Annotated in this window: 15 protein-coding genes; 4 read left to right on the plus strand and 11 right to left on the minus strand. The window is 69.4% G+C overall.

The window, feature by feature from the left end; genetic code table 11:
• Positions 1-110 precede the first annotated feature (110 nt).
• Complete coding sequence (locus V6Z91_RS11020) at positions 111-914, minus strand: aminotransferase class IV family protein (protein ID WP_338770304.1); 804 nt, start codon at positions 912-914, stop codon at positions 111-113.
• Positions 915-1,074: 160 nt separating this feature from the next.
• Here V6Z91_RS11020 and V6Z91_RS11025 point away from each other — a divergent pair, with 160 nt between their 5' ends.
• Entirely contained in the window at positions 1,075-1,992 is a 918-nt protein-coding gene (locus V6Z91_RS11025; RefSeq protein WP_338770305.1) for a LysR substrate-binding domain-containing protein, read from the plus strand.
• On the opposite strand, the gene V6Z91_RS11030 is transcribed toward V6Z91_RS11025, so the two are convergent.
• The gene (locus V6Z91_RS11030; protein ID WP_338770307.1) at positions 1,979-2,407 is read right to left on the minus strand and encodes a DUF2141 domain-containing protein; all 429 of its coding nucleotides are present in this window, start codon (positions 2,405-2,407) and stop codon (positions 1,979-1,981) included. The genes V6Z91_RS11025 and V6Z91_RS11030 overlap by 14 nt on opposite strands.
• A 95-nt stretch (positions 2,408-2,502) precedes the next feature.
• Between V6Z91_RS11030 and V6Z91_RS11035 the strand changes: the two genes are divergently transcribed.
• Positions 2,503-3,036 (plus strand): sterol desaturase family protein, encoded by a 534-nt coding sequence (locus V6Z91_RS11035; protein WP_338770308.1) that lies wholly within the window; start codon positions 2,503-2,505, stop codon positions 3,034-3,036.
• On the opposite strand, the gene crtB is transcribed toward V6Z91_RS11035, so the two are convergent.
• From crtB to V6Z91_RS11060, 5 genes are read right to left on the minus strand one after another with little or no spacing between them, the layout of a single operon-like run.
• A complete protein-coding gene (gene crtB / locus V6Z91_RS11040; protein WP_338770309.1) occupies positions 2,933-3,901 on the minus strand; it encodes a 15-cis-phytoene synthase CrtB in 969 nt (322 codons plus the stop codon). The genes V6Z91_RS11035 and crtB overlap by 104 nt on opposite strands.
• Positions 3,898-5,388, minus strand: coding sequence for a phytoene desaturase (locus V6Z91_RS11045; RefSeq protein ID WP_338770312.1), 1,491 nt, complete (start codon positions 5,386-5,388; stop codon positions 3,898-3,900). The genes crtB and V6Z91_RS11045 overlap by 4 nt, the downstream gene beginning before the upstream one ends.
• Complete coding sequence (gene crtY / locus V6Z91_RS11050) at positions 5,385-6,578, minus strand: lycopene beta-cyclase CrtY (RefSeq protein WP_338770313.1); 1,194 nt, start codon at positions 6,576-6,578, stop codon at positions 5,385-5,387. The genes V6Z91_RS11045 and crtY overlap by 4 nt, the downstream gene beginning before the upstream one ends.
• A complete protein-coding gene (locus tag V6Z91_RS11055; RefSeq protein WP_338770314.1) occupies positions 6,575-7,864 on the minus strand; it encodes a nucleotide disphospho-sugar-binding domain-containing protein in 1,290 nt (429 codons plus the stop codon). The genes crtY and V6Z91_RS11055 overlap by 4 nt, the downstream gene beginning before the upstream one ends.
• 17 nt (positions 7,865-7,881) lie before the next feature.
• Complete coding sequence (locus tag V6Z91_RS11060) at positions 7,882-8,892, minus strand: polyprenyl synthetase family protein (protein WP_338770317.1); 1,011 nt, start codon at positions 8,890-8,892, stop codon at positions 7,882-7,884.
• 291 nt (positions 8,893-9,183) lie between these two features.
• On the opposite strand from V6Z91_RS11060, the gene V6Z91_RS11065 reads away from it, so the two are divergent.
• Positions 9,184-10,128, plus strand: coding sequence for a TIGR01777 family oxidoreductase (locus V6Z91_RS11065; protein ID WP_338770320.1), 945 nt, complete (start codon positions 9,184-9,186; stop codon positions 10,126-10,128).
• 15 nt (positions 10,129-10,143) lie between these two features.
• Here V6Z91_RS11065 and V6Z91_RS11070 read toward each other — a convergent pair whose 3' ends face one another.
• Both V6Z91_RS11070 and V6Z91_RS11075 read right to left on the minus strand, forming a co-directional pair.
• Positions 10,144-11,076: a hypothetical protein gene (locus V6Z91_RS11070; RefSeq protein WP_338770322.1), complete on the minus strand. Its 933-nt coding sequence runs from the start codon at positions 11,074-11,076 to the stop codon at positions 10,144-10,146.
• Positions 11,073-11,597: a hypothetical protein gene (locus tag V6Z91_RS11075; protein ID WP_338770324.1), complete on the minus strand. Its 525-nt coding sequence runs from the start codon at positions 11,595-11,597 to the stop codon at positions 11,073-11,075. The genes V6Z91_RS11070 and V6Z91_RS11075 overlap by 4 nt, the downstream gene beginning before the upstream one ends.
• A gap of 91 nt (positions 11,598-11,688) precedes the next feature.
• Between V6Z91_RS11075 and V6Z91_RS11080 the strand changes: the two genes are divergently transcribed.
• Positions 11,689-11,862: a hypothetical protein gene (locus V6Z91_RS11080; RefSeq protein ID WP_338770326.1), complete on the plus strand. Its 174-nt coding sequence runs from the start codon at positions 11,689-11,691 to the stop codon at positions 11,860-11,862.
• 168 nt (positions 11,863-12,030) lie between these two features.
• On the opposite strand, the gene V6Z91_RS11085 is transcribed toward V6Z91_RS11080, so the two are convergent.
• A complete protein-coding gene (locus tag V6Z91_RS11085; RefSeq protein WP_338770328.1) occupies positions 12,031-16,491 on the minus strand; it encodes a translocation/assembly module TamB domain-containing protein in 4,461 nt (1,486 codons plus the stop codon).
• Positions 16,491-18,272, minus strand: a complete 1,782-nt coding sequence (locus V6Z91_RS11090; RefSeq protein ID WP_338770329.1) for an autotransporter assembly complex family protein — start codon at positions 18,270-18,272, stop codon at positions 16,491-16,493. The genes V6Z91_RS11085 and V6Z91_RS11090 overlap by 1 nt, the downstream gene beginning before the upstream one ends.
• Positions 18,273-18,308 lie beyond the last annotated feature (36 nt).

The raw sequence follows: 18,308 nt of genomic DNA on the forward strand, positions 1-18,308 counted from the left end.
ATAGCAGCTCGTGTGGTGCGGTTTGCGTGACGCGCGTGCGGAAGGGCTGGCTGCATGTGCGTGCCCGGTGGATCGTTCACCACAAGCGCCGGGACTTGTCGCGCCGGAGGTTACGGTGCCACCAGGGGTTCGATATCGTAAGCCTTGTGCAGCGCCGCCAGCAGCGGCTCGGCGCCGGGCAATGGAACGGTGCCAATGCGGCTCACCGCCACGCCGGGCGTCCAGGAATTCATCACGGCGGCGCCCGTGAAAGCCGCCAGGCTCTCCAGCGTCACCGGCTGCGTGCGTTGCGGGATATCCAGCTCCGCCAGCCGCCGCCGCACGATCTGCATCGTGACCCCGGCCAGCATCGGCCCTTCCGGCCACACGACGGAGCGGCCATCCCAGAACGCCAGGTTCCAGATGCTCGCTTCGCTGAGGCGGCCCTGGCGGTCCATGAATGCCGCGTCGTCGCAGCCCTGCCGCACCGCCTCGCGCAGGTAATGCGTCTTGGCCACTTCGCCCACGTGCTTGATGTGCGGGAGCATGCGTTCGTGTTCGAACACGGCCAGCGCCAGTGGCCCGGCCGGCGCTTGTGCCGGCGCGGCGGTGCGCACCAGCACGTGCGGCTCCTGGCCGGCCGCGGTGAACTCCCCGGCGGCACCGTACACGGTGGCCACCAGCGACACATCGGCCGGTCCCTCCTGCAAGGCACTGCGCAGCAGCGCGCGGATGCGTTGCTCCGGCAGCGCCCGCCCGAACATCGCTTCCGACGCTTGTCGCAGCCGGTCCAGGTGCAGATCGAGCCCGCGTACGCGGCCGCCCCGCACCTGCATGGCCGTGAAATGGGCATAGCCGGCGAACGCCAGCGGCGCCAGCGCCGCCGCGTCGGCCGGCTCGCCATCGCGCTGGACCGTATGGAATCCTGCTTGCATTGCATCCTCCTCGTCGTGATCGAGGCGTCACTATCGCGGATTGACTGGCGCTTGTGAAACGAGTAATTTTTGATGGATCATCAAACAGCATTTGACGATCATGCCCCGGATCATCCCCCCGCTATTGCCCCCGCTATTGCCCCCGATATTGCCCCCCTTCGTGCCCGGCACCCGCGCGCTGCGTACCTTCGAAGCGGCAGCACGCCACCTCAACTTCACCCGCGCCGCGGATGAAGTCGGGCTGACCGCGGCGGCCGTCAGCCACCAGATCAAGGAGATGGAAGAGCAGCTCGGCGTGCCGCTGTTCGTGCGCACCAGCCGGTCCGTGCGTCTCACGCCAGCGGGCGAGCGGATGTTCGACGCGACCAGCGCGGCATTGGAAACGCTGCACCGTGCCGCAGGGGAAGCGCGCCGGCTCCACGGCCATGCCGGGCCACTACGGTTGACGATCGGCCCCCGTTTCGCCACCAACTGGCTGTTCCCTCGCCTGCCTGCCTTCCAGGCGGCGCATCCGCGCGTGCAGCTGGCCTTCGATATCACGGACGAAGTGCGCGACCTCCAAGCGGGCGATGCCGACGTGGCGATCCGCTTCGGCGCGGGGAATTATCGGGGCGCCGAATCGGTACGCCTGTTCGGGACCGTGCTCATCGCCGTGTGCCATCCAGCACTGGCCGCCTCCCTGCGCACGCCGCGCGACCTGCCGCGGCACACCTTGTGCCACGTCTCCTGCGAGGCGGGCGGCCGTGCCTGGCCCCGCTGGCGCGACTGGATGGCCGCCGCGGGCATCCATGACTTCGACGATTCGGGCTGCGTAACGTTCAAAGAATCGAGCCACGTGATCCAGGCGGCCACGGATGGCGGCGCGATCGGCCTGGCCGAGCTGCCGATGGTGGCCCGGGAGCTGGCCGAGGGAAGGCTGGTGAGACTGTTCGACGTGGCGGTGCCGGTGGGGGACGATTTCGCCTATCACCTGGTGTATCCGGCCGGCGCCGGAGAAGATGAGCGCATTGCCGCGCTGCGCGCCTGGCTGCAGGCCGAAGTCGGGTGCTCCATGCCCCGCTCCCTCAACGCAGCCTGACGCTCACCACCGTCGGCTCTTCCTTCACCTCGACCGCCGCATCCTCGAACGTTGGCGGCCCGAAGTTCGCCCGGGCGTCGCGCGACATGCCCCAGTTCTCGGTCGGGATGCCGAGCGTGCGGTCGAGCTGGCCGTTGTCATTGGCGTCCTCGTAGGCCAGCACGGCGAAGGTGCCCGGCGGCACGTCCGGCACGGAGACCTTCACCGTGCCCGCTTCGGCCGGTACCGAGGCCGTGTAAGTACACTGTTTCAGGAAGCGCTCGCGGTCGCACACCGCCACGCTGACTTTTCCCTTGCCGGCCACGTTCTCGACCTTGATGTCGACTGTCGCCGCGTCAACGGGAGGCAGGGCGGCGCAGCACAGCCCCGCCGCGAAGAAGAGGGCGCCCCAGGTGCGCCGGTTCAGCAACGTCATGTTATTTTTCCTTTCCTGATCGACCGTTTCCGCGGCGCTGCCGCCGGGGGGCTTGTGGTAGTCTTGGCAACTCCCGAACCGATCGCCCAACCACCATGCTGTTCAATGCGCTCATCGTCATTGCCACCGTCATCGGGATGGAGCTGTTTTCCATCCTTGCGCACAAGTACGTCATGCATGGCTTCGGCTGGGAGTGGCATCGATCCCATCACGAACCCAGGAGCGGCTGGTTCGAGAAAAACGACCTGTACGCGGTGTGCTTCGCCGGCATCGCCATCGCCCTGATCTACGCCGGCAGCCGCGGCTACCACCCGCTCGAATGGATCGGCGCGGGCATGACGGCGTACGGCCTGCTTTACTTCGTCGCCCACGATGGGCTGGTGCACCAGCGCTGGCCGTTCCGCTACGTGCCGCGCCGCGGCTACCTGAAGCGGCTGTACCAGGCGCACCGCATGCACCACGCCGTGCATGGCAAGGAAGGCACCGTGTCGTTCGGCTTCCTGTATGCGCCGCCGGTGGCGAAACTCAAGCGGCAGTTGCACGCTCTGCACCAGGGGCGGCCGCCGGCGCGCGTGGGCGCTGCCACAACCCTGCCGGACGAGCCGCCGGCCGCCGGAACCGGGACTTGAGGGCCAGGGCGCTACCCTTGGCCAGCAGCCACAGTTTCATCGCCTTCGACGTGCCCACCCGTTCATCCCACGCGTGGGCGCCGCGCCGCTTCACCTCGATGCCGATCTGGCGGTACACATACCTTGCCGTGGCGATCGCCCACGCGGAGCGCAGCGGCAGCGCGGCGATGCCGTCGGCAGCCGAGTCGTAATACGGTTCCGCGTGCTCGACCAGCCTTGCCGCCACGCGGGCCAGCGCCGCGCGATGCCGGGGCATGGCGATCTCCCCGGCCGGGATGCCCGCTTCGCGCAGCCATTGCGCCGGCAGGTAGACGCGGCCAATGGCGGCATCGTCGACGATGTCGCGGGCGATGTTCGTCAGCTGGAACGCCAGGCCCAGGTCGCAGGCGCGGTCCAGCACCGCTTCCTCCTTTGCCCCCATGATCGATGCCATCATCAACCCGACCACGCCGGCCACGTGGTAGCAGTAGCGCAGCGTGTCGTCGATCGTCTCGTAGCGCTGCTGGTGCGCGTCCATCGCAAAGCCGGCCAGGTGGTCGAACGCGAAGCGGGGAGCGATCCCGTGGCGCAGCGCCACTTCCTGGAAAGCGGCACACGCCGGGTCCTGCATCGTCTCGCCGGCGTACGCGCGCCGCGTGTCATCCTCGAGAGTGCCGAGCAGCCGCTGCGCTTCCTCGGGGGCTGGCGCGGCGCTGCCGAAGCCGAGGTCCTGGCCGTCGACCACGTCGTCGCAGTGGCGACACCAGGCGTACAGCATCAGCACGCTGCGGCGCGTGGCCGGGTCGAACAGTTTCGCTGCCGCGGCAAAGCTCTTCGAGCCCACGTTGATGGTGGTCGTCGCGTGATCGAGCAGATCCCCGCTCATGGGTGCACCCCCTCCAGCATCAGGCCGGCGGTCGCCTTGGCCGAGCCGATCACGCCCGGCACTCCCGCGCCGGGGTGCGTGCCGGCGCCCACCAGGTACAGGTTTGCCAGGTCGGCGTCGCGATTGTGCGGCCGGAACCAGGCACTTTGCGTGAGGATCGGTTCGAGCGAGAACGCGGAACCCAGGTGGGCGTTCAATTCGTCGCGGAAGTCGAGCGGCGTGAAGATGCGGCTCGTCACCAGCTGGCTGCGCAGGCCCGGCATGTAGCGCCGCTCCAGGTACTCGAAGATGCGGTCGCGGTAGCGCGGCCCTTCCACGGTCCAGTCGATCGGCGCATGGCCCAGGTGCGGCACCGGGGCCAGCACGTAATGGCTGCCGCAGCCTGGCGGCGCCAGCGAAGGATCGGTGACGCACGGGGCGTGCAGGTACAGCGAGAAATCCTCGGCCAGCGTGTTGCCGCCGAAGATCTCGCTGATCAGTTCCCGGTAGCGCGGGCCGAAGCACACGGTGTGGTGCTGCAACTGCTCGTGGTGGTGATCCAGGCCGAAATACAGCACGAACAGCGAATTGGAAAACCGCTTCTTCTTCAGTGACTCGGCGCGCGCCGCGCCGCGTGGATGCTGGCCGAGCAGGGCCGCATACGTGTGGACCACGTCCGCGTTCGACGCCACCGCGTCCGCCGGGAAGAAGCGGCCATCCTCGATCCGCACGCCGATGGCGCGCCCGCCCGAGGTTTCGATGCGCGCCACCGGCGCGTTCAGTTCGATGCGCCCGCCGATATCCTGGAACAACCGCACCAGCGCCTTCACGAGCGCGCCCGTGCCGCCGCGCGGAAACCACACGCCCCACTGGCGCTCCAGCGCGTGAATCAGCGTGTAGATCGACGAGGTGGCGAACGGATTGCCGCCCACCAGCAGGGAATGGAAGGAGAAGGCCTGGCGCAGGTGCTCGTCCTGGATGAAGCGGGAGACAAGGTTGTACACGCTGCGCCAGGCCTGCAGCCGCGCCAGTTGCGGGCCGGCCTGGATCATGTCGCGGAACGACAGGAACGGCACCGCGCCGAGCTTGAGGTAACCCTCCTCGAACGTGGCCTTCGAATAGGCGAGGAAGCGCTGGTAACCCTGCACGTCGGCCGGGTTGCGGGCGTGGATCTGGCGGTCCAGCGCTTCCTGGTCGTTGGCATAGTCGAAGTGGCTGCCGTCTTCCCAGCACAGCCGGTAGAACGGCGCCACGGGAAGCATCTCCACGTAGTCCGCCATCTTCTTGCCGGCGGCGGCGAACAGTTCTTCGATCGCGCTCGGATCGGTGATCACCGTGGGGCCGGCATCGAACACGAAGCCCTGGTCTTCGTACACGTAGGCGCGGCCGCCCGGTTTGTCGCGTTTTTCCAGCAGCGTGGTCTGGATGCCGCTGGCCTGCAGGCGGATGGCCAGCGCCAGGCCGCCAAAGCCGGCGCCCACGACCACGGCGGTTTTCGTTCGGTTCATGCTGATGTCCTGATGTCTCGGATGGTTCGTGAAGGGATCTGGTGCGGGTGGACGCGCATGGCGGCATCCATCGCGGCGCCCACGGGAACCGGCGGCTTGCCCGTCAATACGCGCGCCATGTCGGCCAGGGTGGGCCGGCCCGCGTAAAAGCGGGCGACGAGGCCGGGCGGCAGCCGGTAGAAGCGCTGCATCACGCGCCAGCGGTTTTCCGGCTCGCCGGCCAGGAACAGCATGCGGTTCAGCAGCCGGAAGAAGCGCTGGCCGCGCCACTCGCGCCGCGCCTCGTGCCGGATCGCGGCGAACAGCGCCGGCGCGTCCAGCGACGGCAAGCCGGCGATATGGTCGGCCAGCCGCACCGCGTGCGGCAGCGAGTAGCCGGTGGTGGGGTGGAACAGGCCGGCGCGCAAGCCCGTGCAGGGCTGGCCGGCCAGGCTGTCCCAATAGCGTTCCACGTCGCCGGCCAGCACGATCGGCAGCGAGCCGTGCTCCTCGCGCAGCACTTCGGCGATGCGCCAGCCGCGTGCCTGTGCGTAAGCGGCGATATTGGCGCGCAGCCGCGCGGGTTCCCAGGCGGCGGTGTCCACATAGTGGGTATCCTCGATCAGCAGCCGGTCCGGCGCGAACGGCAGCAGGTAGACGAAGCGGTAGCCGCCCTGCTGGGCCACGCCGGCATCCATGATCACGGGCCGCGCCAGGCCGTGGGGCGCTTGCAGCCGCACTTCCTGGCCGAGGAAGGTCTGGTAGCCCAGCGCCAGGCAGTCGCTGGCGCGTATGCCGCGGCCGTCGATCACGGCGCGTGCCGCCAGTACTTCGCCGCCGGCCAGGCGCACCGTGGTGGGCGTCACGTCCTCGATGCGCGCACCCAGCCGCAGCGCTGGGCCCAGCGCCGGTTCGATGACGCGCGCGAAGTCGCCGGACGCAATGCTCGCGTAGCCGCTGTCCAGCGTGCGGGAGTAGTCGGGGAAGATCACGTCGTAGCCGGGCCAGCGCGCACCGACCAGCGGCGCGATCCAGGCTTGCTGGGCTGCGTCCAGGTCGCCGTCGTGGAACGACCAGGTATGGTTGCCGCCGATGGCATTGCCGCTTTCCAGCAGCAGGATGCGCAGCTCGGGGCGCCGCATGCGCAGCCGCCAGGCCAGCAGTCCGTTGGCGAGGCCGCCGCCGGCCAGGATCACGTCCCAGGTGTTCATGCCGAGCGTGCCGGCTGCGTGTGGCCGAGGCCCAGCGCGGCTTCGATGATGTCGATGGCGCGGCGCGTGCCGCCGGCCCGGGCGACATTGTCCGCCAGGGCGTCGAGCCGTGGCGTGAACGATGGATCTTCCAGAAGCGTGCGCAGCTTGCGGGCGAGCTGGCCCGCCGTGGCGAAACGGGGCGAGGCCAGCAGGCCGACGCCCGCATGGCGCACCCGCGCCGCCGAGCCGGGGTGGTCGAACGCGATCGGCAGCGCCAGGATCGGCGTGCGCGCCTCGATGGCGTCGAGCACCGTGTTCACGCCCGCGTGCGAGATCACCGCGTCCGCCCGCGCCAGCGCTTCGCGTTGCGGCGCGAACGCGCACACCCAGGTCGCGCCGGCGCGTTCCAGTTCGCGCGCCTGCCGCTCGTTCAAGCCGTTGCAGTGCGCCGCCAGCAGTTGCACGCCCGCCGCGCGGCACGCCCTGGCGATGCGCAGGAACAGGCCCAGGCGGTGGCCCTGCATCGTGCCGAGCGAGGCGAACACGAAGGGCTTGCCGGGGTCGATGGCGGGCAGCGGCTGCTGCACGATCTCCTTGCGCGCCGTGGAGCGGAACGGCCCCACCTGGTGGAAGTGGGCGGGCAGGGCGCGGCGCGGGAATTCGTAGCCCTCGACGGTCTGGCTCACCTGCGCCAGCGGAGAAAGGCATTCGTGCAGCCCGTCGCGCGCCGTCAGGCCGAAGCGCCGTGCGTGGCGAAGGATGGTGCGGCGATGCGGCGTCATCATCCAGTCGTAGACGCGCGTGCTGCCCTCGACCATGCGCAGTGCGCGCTCATCGGTGCCGTAGGCGAAAGGCATCACGGGCAGCGGAATCCCGGGTTCGCGGTTCACCGGCAGCGCGCAGGCCACGGAAACGAACGGCATGCCCAGCGCCTCGGCCACGAGCCCGCCGGCCGCTTCCATCTGGTCGCAGATCAGCGCGTCCACCCGCTGGGCTTCCAGCGCGGCGGGCAGTTCGCGGCACAGCATGTCCGTGCTCGCGGCCATGTCGTCGATCACGCGGGAGAGGCCCAGCGGGCTGCCCGGATTGGCGGCGCGGCGCATCACCGCCGCGAGCGTGCCGGGCGGGTGGCTGGCGGCGCCCAGCGCGTGATAGTGCAGGCGGCTGTCACCCAGGTGGGCGCCGGCATCGGCCTGCTGGAAATAGGTGACGCGGTGGCCGCGCGCGACGAGCTCCAGCGCGAGCGCCGCCAGCGCATTGAAGTGGCTGTAGAAGGCCGGTGCCACCACGCCGAAGTGTGCCATCGGGCCTCCTCGCGCAATCAGCCGGCGCGGCGGTCGATGCCCGCGTGCGCCGCGCCGGTCGCATACAGGTGCGGCACGGCGGCGGGCGCTTGCCACGGTTGCGCCGCGTGGGCGGCGAACATGCGCTGCACGAACTGGCGCGTGCGCTGGGCGCCCGCCAGTGCGTCGCCCAGGTGGCGGTCCACGTCGCGCAGGTGGTCGGCCAGGCGGCGCTGCGCTTCGTCGGCACCGAAGGTGTTCAGGAGCGTGGCCTTGCCCAGGTCCAGCCCCGTGTCCTTGCCGGTCACGGCGCTGTCGTTGCCCGGCACGTCCTGGAAATCGTCGCGGATCTGGAAGGCATGGCCGGCCGCCAGCGCGAAGGCGCGCAGGGAGCGGGCCACGCAGTCGTCGACCTCGGCAAGCACGGCCGCCATGTCCACGGCGGCACCCAGCAGCAGGCCGGTCTTGCGTTCGTTCGTGGTGGCGATCGCTTCCGCCGACCGCCCGGCGCCGCCGTGCAGGTCTTCGTACTGGCCGCGCACCAGGCCTTGGGCGCCCACCGTTTCGGCCAGTGTGGCCACGAGGCGGGCGCGGGTGATGGAAGGAATGCCGGGTGCCGTGGCGAGGATGCCGAAGGCGCGGCTCAGCAGGGCGACGGAGGCGAGGATCGCCACGTCCTCGCCGAACTGCCGGTGGATCGTGGGCTGGCCGCGGCGCAGGGTGGCGTCATCCATGCAAGGCATGTCGTCCAGGATCAGGGAGGCCGCGTGCACGATCTCCACCGCGCAGGCCACGTCGGTGACCGCCGGCGACGCGCATTGCAGGTCGGCCGCCACGAGCATCAGCAGCAAGGGGCGCATGCGCTTGCCCGAGCCCAGTACCGCGGCGCGCATGGCGGCGGCCAGGCGGTCGTCGCGCCCGCCCTCGGTGGAGAGCAGGTGTTCCAGGCGATCGTCCACCGCGCGCCGCATTGCTTCGAGCTCGGCGGCGGCATGCTCGTGGCCGGCCGTCTGCTCCGGCCTGGCGAACCGTCGTTTTTGACTAGTCATGCCCGCTCCTCCGTCATATCCCGATGGACCATCATAGCGGAAGGCGTTAAAAAATCGGCAATTTTCGCAATCGTGCGGCCGTCCTGGACAATTGCGGGTCAACAAGTAAGTGCGACCACGGTGGACAACGGATGGCTAAGAGCGCCTAACAAAACCCCCATGGCTGCGTTGCAGCGTCTCGCCGTACAGGTGTACTGTCTTCGACGCCGCGCCTTGCCCTGCGGGTTTTGTTAGGCGCTCTAAACTAGGTGGCTAAACTGTCGGGAGATGATTGACATGGAGAGCCGCACGATGGCCATTGAACCCCTGCATTTCGGCGCCCCCGGCCAGACCGTGCTGGTCACGGGCGCCACCGGCTTCGTCGGCCACCAGCTGGTGGCCGCGCTGCTGGCCGACGGCCAGCGCGTGATCGCGATGAGCCGCGACACGGCCCGCGCCGCGCGCCAGCTGGGCAACGGCGTGCGCTGCGTGATGACGATCGCCGAACTGCCGCCTGCCGAGAAGGTCGACATCATCGTCAACCTGGCCGGCGCGCGCATCCTGGGGCCGCGCTGGACGAAGAAGCGGCAGGCGGCGCTGCGCGCCAGCCGGGTGGCGTTGACGAACCGCCTCGTGGACTGGATCGCCCAGGCACAGCACAAGCCGCGCCTGTTGCTGTCCGCCTCGGCGATCGGCTATTACGGCGTGCAGCCGCAGGATGCCGCCGTGCCGCTGGCGGAGGAAAGTCCGCCCCAGCCCATCTTCATGTCGCAGCTGTGCCAGGAGTGGGAGGCGGCGGCGCAGCGGGCGGCCCGGTTCGGTGTGCAAGTGGCCACCACGCGCTTCGGCCTGGTGCTCGGCCATGGCGGCGCATTGCCGGCCATGCTCATGCCGGTAAAGCTGGGCGTCGGCGGCCCGATGGGCGGCGGACGCCAGAAACTGTCATGGATTCACGTCGAGGACTTGCTGCGGGCGCAGGCGTGGCTGGCGCAACGCGGCGAGCGCGAAAGCGTGCAGGGCGCGTGGAACTTCACGGCACCGCAGTGCGTGACGCAGCGCGAATTCGCCGGCACGGCGGCCCGGCTGCTGCGCCGGCCAGCCATGCTGCCCACGCCGGCCTGGCCGGTGCGGCTGCTGCTGGGCGAGCAGGCCGACCTGCTGCTGGAAGGGCAGTGCGTGGTGCCGGCCCGGCTGCAGCGCGAGGGGTTTGCGTTTCGCTACCCGGCGCTCGAAGGAGCGCTGCGCAGCCTGCTGTAATACTCAGTGTAATACTCAGGCGGCCTGCTGCGTGATGGTCAGGCGGCGTTCCGCCTCAGGGGAGACCTGCAGCGTGGCAAGCAGCCCATTGGCCTTCGCCAGCAGGTCCAGCGAGCGCACGTGGCGCAGGTCGCCGGGGCGCAGGCGCTGGTCGCGATAGCGCGCGCACAGTTTCAACGCCTCCTGCCGGCCCTGGGCGGCGTCGGCCGCGGTGGCGATGCCGGCATCGCGCAGCGTGCCGGCGACCAGGTCGAACAGGTCGGGCGGCATGGCTGGGCCGCCCAGCACGTCGGCGCTGGAGACGAAGCCGCCGGCCAGCGCCAGCTCGCCCATGTAGGGCGCATCCGTTTCGATGCGCACCGCGCCGCCGGGCAGCAGCATGACCAGCGGCGCATAGGGCGCCAGCGCGGGCAGCACGTGGTTCGGGTACACGGTGGCCTGCCACGCGCGCGCAGCCAGCAGCGCGTAATGGCGGTGGTCGCGCACGGGCGTGAGGCGGGCCTGGCGGAATGGCATGATCTCGACCTTGCGGCTGCCGCCGGTCGCGTCCACGGCCGCGTCCACGTAGAGCGTGCCGAACAGGAAGGCATGGTGGAAGTGCGTGCCGTGCAGCGCGCCCCACACCTGGCGCAGGCTGCCGCCGTTGGCATGGAAGGCCGCCAAGGCCGCGAAGCCGTCGGCCGCGCGGCCGGAGAGCGTGCCGGCATCGAGGCTGCCCAGCATGCCATGCAGCGCCTGGGTGATTTCCCGGCTTTGTCCGCGCGGGTAGCGATGGCCCAGCACGGCCTGGCGTGCCGCCAGCACCGGGTCGACGCGCGCGCGCAGTTCTTCGAGCAGCGCTTGCAAGGCCGGCAGCGCCGGCAGCAGGAAGCGTTCCGTCAGGGTGGGCTGGAGCGCGTCCGCGATGCGGGGCTCGTTCGGCAACAGGGTGTCAGGCATGGAATTCATTCGAGCTCCGGCAGTGGCGGCTGTGCGCGGCGCCAGCGCAGCATGCCGATCGAGAAGGTGGCGAGATAGCCGGCCAGCAGGCCGAAGGCGATGCACGACAATGGGTGGCGCAGCACCATTTCGCGCGTGATCACTTGCGGGAATTCCGATTGACGGTTCATGTACAGCTCCACGCCGATGTGCAGCACGCGCGCGGCGAACAGCATGCAGACGAGGATGCCGAAGCGGTCATACGGCTTGAAGAAGTAGCGCCGGCCGACGGTCTCGAAGCGCGTTTTCTTCAAGGTGAAGAAGCCCAGCCAGCCGCCGCCGATCGCTCCCGCGCCGAGCGTGGCCAGCGCTGGGGCGTCGCCCAGCAGCGAACCGGCGGCCACCAGCAGCAGGAAGGAAAACAGCACGGCACCGGTCCAGTGTTTCCACATCAGCGATTCCTGCCGGACGAAGAACTGTCTCAGGCGCATATAGACCCGCCAGATCAGCAGCGGGATCAGGATCAGCAGGGCCAGGGTGGTCAGTTGCATGGAGGGATATGGTCGGGAAAACGAAATTGTAACGCTGCGGCGCGATTCCGGGTGGCGTGGTACCGTGCTCCCTCCAGCCATAGGAGGAAACATGGAGCGTTTCATGGAGGAGTTGAACGGGCGATCGCCAATCCACGCGCACCGCGCGCCGGACCTGCCGGTGCCGGTCGACGAACCCGTGCCGGAACCGCATCCGAACCACCCGCATCATCCGGATGCGCCGGTGGAGCAGGAGGATCCGGTGCCGGACCGGAAGCCGGAGTGACGGAAGGCCAGCAACAGCGGCCGGCGGCTCAGGGGAACTGGCCCCCGGTGCTTGCGGGCGTTCGCGCGCCACTTGCAAAAGCCGGGGTCAGTCCCCTCGACGCGTCAACGGAAACCTCGACATGCCACCCTTACCGGGGACAGACCCCTGCACGCCACTGCCGCGGGCTCAATCGAACGCCCACGTGTACAGCACATCGAGCGCATTGTTCGTGCCCGTCTGGAACTGCAGCGTGATGCGCTGGTTCACCTTGTAGCGCAGCTTGACGAGCGAGGTGGCGGTGCCGGCCCCCTGTTCGAAACCGAGGTAGGCGCGCGAGGACAGCTTCTTGCCCACCGTGACCACGGTGTTTTCCAGCCCCGTCGCGTTGCCGCTGCCCTGCGAGACGCCCAGCTCGTCCAGCCCGATCTTGTTGGCGAAACTGCCGCCGCCCTTGCCGCCGAACAGGGCGCCGGCGGCCGTGCCCAGCAAGCCCATCTCGTTGCCCTGCATATCGTCCATGCCGTGGCCCAGCACCAGCCAGGAAAGCTTTTCGCTGTCCGGCACCGATGGTGTGGAGACGAGCCGCGCGGTCGGCGCCAGCGCGGTGCCGCGGACCTCGACGCCCGCTTCCACATTGGTGTCGGACAGCTCGGTGCCCTCCGGCCGCTTGCGCACGGCAAGGATGTTCAGGCCGGGGTTGTCGTAGGCGCCCGTGAAATTGATCACGCCGCGCTCGATCGCCAGTTTCTGGCCGTAGGCCGCATAGGTGCCGTTGGCCACGCTGATGCTGCCGTTGATGCGCGGCGGCCGGCGGTCGGCGATGCGCACGCGCACGGCACCCTTCAGCGTGGCGTCCAGGCCCTTGCCCTTCAGGCGGAAGTCGTTGCCCAGATCCGCTTCCAGGTCCACGTTCAGCGGCATCGACTGGGCCGTTTCCTTGATCGTGGGCTTGGTGCGGCCGAGGATCACCACGTCGTCGCTGATGGTGGGCGAATTCTCGTCCGGCAGCTCGATGTCGGCCCGGTCGGCGCGGAAATTGCCGTTCAGCTGGAAGCGCCGGGCATCGCGCACCAGTTCGCTGGAGCCGGACAGTACGAGCGTGCGGTCCGGCCGCGACAGCGCCTCGAGCTTGTCTGCCGTCAGCTTCAGGTTCATCGTCATCTCGTTGCCGGCCAGCCGCGCCCACCCTTCCGCATCGGCGCGCCCCGTGCGGCCTTCCAGGTGCAGCTTCTGCAGCGTGAGGCGGTCGCCGGCCACCTGCGCCTGCAGCTGGCCGTTACGCAGGCGCACGCCCTGGTCGGCCCAGTTGATCACCAGGCCGTTGCCTGTCACGTCGCCGTTCAGCGCCGGGTTGGCCACGGTGCCGCTGCCGGCGATCGCCGCCTTCAGGGCGCCTTCCAGCTCCAGGCCTTCCATGCCGGCCAGCGGCGACATCCACGCGATCGACGGCACGTCCAGGTTCGCCGTCACGGCCAGCGGACTGTCGCCGGGGATGCGGCCGTTGCGCAGCTGCGCCGTCGCATCGAGGCCGATGCGGCCGGCACGCGTGCCCACCATGGCGGCCTGCACCTTCAGCGTATTGCCGGAAACGTTCACGCCGGCCTGCAATTGCGACAGGCCCAGCGGCAGCGGCGCCGCGCCGCCCGTCACGGTGATGTCGCCTTTTTCGCGGAACACGCGCACCGAGCCGTCCAGCGCGGGAGCAGACGTTGCAGAACCAGCGGCAGTGGCCGGCATCGTCATGTCGATGCCCCAGTTCGCCCCCAGCGTGAGGTCGCTGACGACGCGGCCCCGCCAGGCGTTGGACAGTTGCGCCAGGTAGGTGGCGGGCACGCCGGCCGCCGTGCCGCGGCTGCGCCAGCGCGGGCCGTTCTTGTCCAGGTTTTCCACGCGCAGGCTGCCTTCCGGCAGGGCGATGACCGCGGTGGACAGGGCGATGCGCTCCGGCTTGGCCAGGCCCGCCACGCCGCTGCCCTTCGGCGCGGCGATCGTCAGCGGTGCCGGGGCTTGCAGGGTGAGGGCGAAGCGGCCGCGGTTCTGCAGCGTGTCGATGTTGCCGGTCCACGTGTCGTTGGCCCAGCCGCCCCGGATGCGCAGCGCCGCGTCGAAGTCGGGGTTGGCGGCCGAGAGGGCGATCGTGTGGGCGGCGCCGGTGCCGGAGGATTGCAGCCGCGCGCGGTCGATCGAGATCGCCGGCGAGCTGTAGCCGGTCACGTTCACGTCCGCCACCAGCGCATCGACGTTGCCGAGGGTGCCGGTGGCCTTGATCGCGCGCACCTGGTGCTGGGTCATGAAGCGCAGCGAGTTGCCTTCGATGCCGAAGGACAGCATGGGCTTTTGCATCGTGCCGCCCAGCGTGCCGGTGCCGCGCAGCACGCCGCCGAATCCGGCGCCGAGGCTGGAGAGCTGTGGTGCGTCGAGCCGCCAGTTCAGGCGGTCGGCCGGCGCGCCGAACGCGCCCCTGGCTTGCACGCTGTTCGGACCCAGGCGCAGGTCGACGTCCGCATTGTCCACGTGGCGGTGGTCGGCCGTGAGTTTCGCATGGCCCGTCAGCGGCGCGTCGACCAGCGTCGACGGCGCGAAGTCCAGGTTCATGTTGGCGCGCCAGTCGGCGGCCAGCCGGGCGTTGCCCGAGAACGTGGCGTTCAGGTTGCCCGCCGGGGCGCCAGCGGCGAAGGCGGCCGGATTCACGCGCCGCGCGCTGCCCGACACGGCCACTTCGGGAGACTTGTCCTTGCCAGAGAGCGCGAACTGGCCGGAGGCGCGGATCACGCTGTCCAGCGCCCGCACCTTTGCGCCCGTCATGCCCAGGCCGCGCGCATCGACGTCGAAGCTCGTGCGCGGCGCGTCGTAGCCGCCGGTGGCCACGCCGCTGGCGGCCACCGCTCCGGCCAGGTCGCTGCGCAGGGCAGCGAGATCCTTGGCATCGACGTTCCAGGCCAGCTTCTCGGCCGGCAGGCCGAAGTCGCCCTTCGCCTCGAGCGTGTTGCGGCCCATCGCCACATTGGCCACGATGCCGCTCAGGTGGCGCGGGTCGGCATTGAGCTTGCCGCTGCCGGACAGGGTCTGCCCGGCGAATTTCGACGGCCGGATGGTGAAACCCACGGCGGCGTTCAATTCCGGCACCAGCTTGCCGGCCACGTTCGCCACCGCGTTCAGGTCGGCCTTGGGAAAATCGCCCAGCGCGGCCGGATCGAAATGGTCGACCGTGGCCGCGGCCTTGAAGGCGCGGTCGTCCGCCAGGCTGGCCTGGCCCGTCACACCGATGCTGCCGCGGCCCGCCTGCAGGCGCGCGCGCTCGATGGTGACGAGCGTATCCTTCAGGTTCGCGTGGGCGTCCAGCCGCATGTTCTTCTCGGCCAGCGCCACGTCGAAGGTCTGCACGTTGCCGGTGCTCTTCGCCGCGATGTCGCCGGCGATCGCCGTGGTGTTCGCCGCGCCGTGGATAGCGCGCAGGTCGATGCGGTCCGTGTGCAGGCGGATATCGGCCGTTTCGATGCCGCCGTCCGGCCCGGTGCGCTCGATGCGGCCGGCCCCCGTGAAGCGGCCGGCGTTGCCCAGGTCGATCAGGAGGTTGTCCAGCGTGGCCACGGTGAGGTTGCCGCCCAGGCGGGCCGTGACGGCCTTCAGTGGCAGCAGTTGCTGGTCGATGGGGCCCGGGGCCGCGGTGTTGGTCAGTTCCAGCACGCCGCTCACCTGCTGCTGCGTGCCGATATCGGCCTTCACGCGCAAATCCAGGCTGGCCTTCGGCCACGCCGACTGGAAGCGCGAGGGATCGACGCCGCGCGCCCGCAGGTCCGCCGCGCGCAGCGGGATTTTCTCGAAGGGCGTCAGGGTCACCGTGCCGTCGCCGTTCGCGTTCGGCGAGGTGCCCTTGATCCCCAGCGTCACCAGGCCCAGATTGCCGGTGGCCGCCACCGCCAGCTGTGCGGAGGGTTGGCCAGGGGCGATGTGCACCTCGGTCAGCGCGGCCTTGGCCTGCAGCGCGTAGGGCTTTTGCGCGGCGATCGTGCCGTCGGCCACGAGACGGCCGACCGGCGTAACGGCGCTGGCGCTGGTGAGCTGCCACTGCGTCTTGTCGCCGTACAGCCTCGCGCGCACGTCGGTCACTTCGTTGCGGGTGCCGGTCAGGCCGATCATCGTCAGCTTGAGCAGTTGCGCGTCATCCACCGAAATGCGGAACGGCGGCGCGATCTTTTCCGGCATCGTCAACGGTTCCTCGTCTTCCGCCGTGGTCTGCATCAGCACCGACTGCACGCGCAGCTGGCTGATCTCGATGCCGGACGAGAAGAACTGCAGGGGCGACCAGTCGATGTCGATATTGTCGGCGGTGATCGTGCTGGTCTTGCCCTTGTAGACCACGCGGCCGATGTGCATGTGGTCGTACAGCGAACCGGTCACGCCGGTGATCGTGATCGCGCCGCCACTGGCGCGCGCCACGCGTTCAGCGATCTGCTGCAGCGTCGTCTCGCGGCCCAGCAGCCAGATCGCGCCGCCCAGGATGACGACGGTGATGCCGGTGCCGATCAGGGTGCGGCGCAGCCAGCGGCGCTCCTTGCGCGGCAGCGCGTTGTTCGCTTCGCCGCCGGCGTCGTTGCCCGCTTCGTTGCCCGCCGGGTTGTCGGGGGTGTTGGTATCGTCGGCCATCAGAACGTGAATCCAAGTGAGAAGTGCAGGCGCGCCTTGCGTACCGCGTGGCCATAGGCCACGTCGACATTGATCGGGCCCACCGGGCTCTTGTAGCGGGCGCCGATGCCGTAGCCGGACTTCGGATGGATGTCCGACAGCGAATCGGCGGCGTTGCCGGCGTCGTAGAACACGGCGGCGCCCCAGGTCGGGCGGAACCAGTACTGGTATTCCGCGCTGGCCGTGGCCAGGTAGCGGCCGCCCACGGTGGCATCGCCTTCCTGCACGCCCAGCTCCTGGTAGGCATAGCCGCGCACGGAATTGTCGCCACCGGCGCGGAACAGGTAGGTGGCCGGCACGCCTTCCTTGCTGCCCGAGCGCAGCGCGCCGATCTCGCCGCGGAAGATCAGCAGGTTGCGCGCGTTGAGCGGGCGATACGTGATGCCGCGCGCCGTGACGCGGATGAATTTTTCGTCGGTGAGGATGGGCAGCAGCGCGCCGCCGGCCGTGGCGTTCAGCACGTAGCCCCTGGTGGGGAACACCAGGTTGTCCAGCTTGCGCCACGTGACGGCATACGTGATCGGCAGGCTCATGGCATGGGTCGGCTCGGCGCCTTCGATGGTGCGGCTCTCGTTCAGGTACTCGGCCGAGATGCTGCGCTCCAGCAGCGGCGTGCCCCAGGCCCGCTTCGCGTACACGGAAGCGGTGCGGGTGATCTCGCCTTCGATGTCGTTGCGCTCCAGCGCGCCGCCGAAGCTGTCGTTGTAGCCGTCCGCCGTGGTGGGAAAGTAGAAGTCGCCGTTCGCCTTCTGCTTCTTCTGTTCCACCGTGAGCGCGCTTTTCAGGCGCAGGCCCCAGATCGCCAGGTCGTCGTAGCTGACCGAGGTGCGGGCGCCCGTGTTGGTGGAAAAGCCGATACCCACGCTGGCATTCTTGCGCTTGTTTTCGACCACGTGCACCAGCAGCGGCAGCGGCGGCAGCGTGGCCGGCTGCGGCGCCCCGGCACTCTGCTCGGCCTGCGCTTCCTGCCGTTCGCCGATCAGGGCGTTCAGGTCCGCCGTCACTTCCACGTAGGAGAAGTAGCCGGTGTCCTGCAGGCGCGACTGGAAGGCCTGCAATTCCGCTTCGCTGTACAGGTCGCCCGGGTTGATCCTGTTGAGGTTGCGGATGATCGATTCCGGATAGCGCTTGAGACCCTCGATGCGGATGTCGCCGAAGCGCATTTCCGGACCGCTGTCCAGCGCCACGCGCAGCAGCGCCCGCTTCGTGTCCGGGTCCACGGTGGCCACGCTTTCCGTCATCTGCGCGCGCGGGTAGCGGGTCTGCACCACGGCGCGCAGGAGCGCCCGCTTCGCGCCTTCCCAGTCCGCCTGCCGGAACACCTGGCCCTCGGCCAGCGGCCAGCTGGCCTTCAGCGCTTCCTTGTCGAAGGGGTTTTCCGGGTTGGACTGGAAGCCGGTCAGCACGATCTCGACCGCGCCCACCAGCACGGGCTCGCCGGGCGTCACGTCCACCGTGACTTGCGGCGTGGCTCCGCTTTCGTCCAGCCGCACGTTGACGGTAGGCGAGTAATAGCCTTCGGTGGCGAGCAGCGTGTTCGCTTGCGCGGGCGCGGTGCGCACCATGCGGCGCAGCTGTTCGATGTCGGTTCGCGGGTTGCCGCGGTACTTCAGGAGATCGAGGTTTTCTTCCAGCAGATCGTCGAGTTCGCCTGGGGCATTGATGCGCACGTTGTACTGCAGGCCTTCCGCGGCATACAGGGCGAGCGGCGCCGCCAGCATCGCCGCGCAGGCCAGCCGCATTACATTTATGACGAGTTGTGCCAAAATTCGAGATCC

Source organism: Massilia sp. METH4 (assembly GCF_037094685.1).
Lineage (GTDB): Bacteria > Pseudomonadota > Gammaproteobacteria > Burkholderiales > Burkholderiaceae_D > Rugamonas.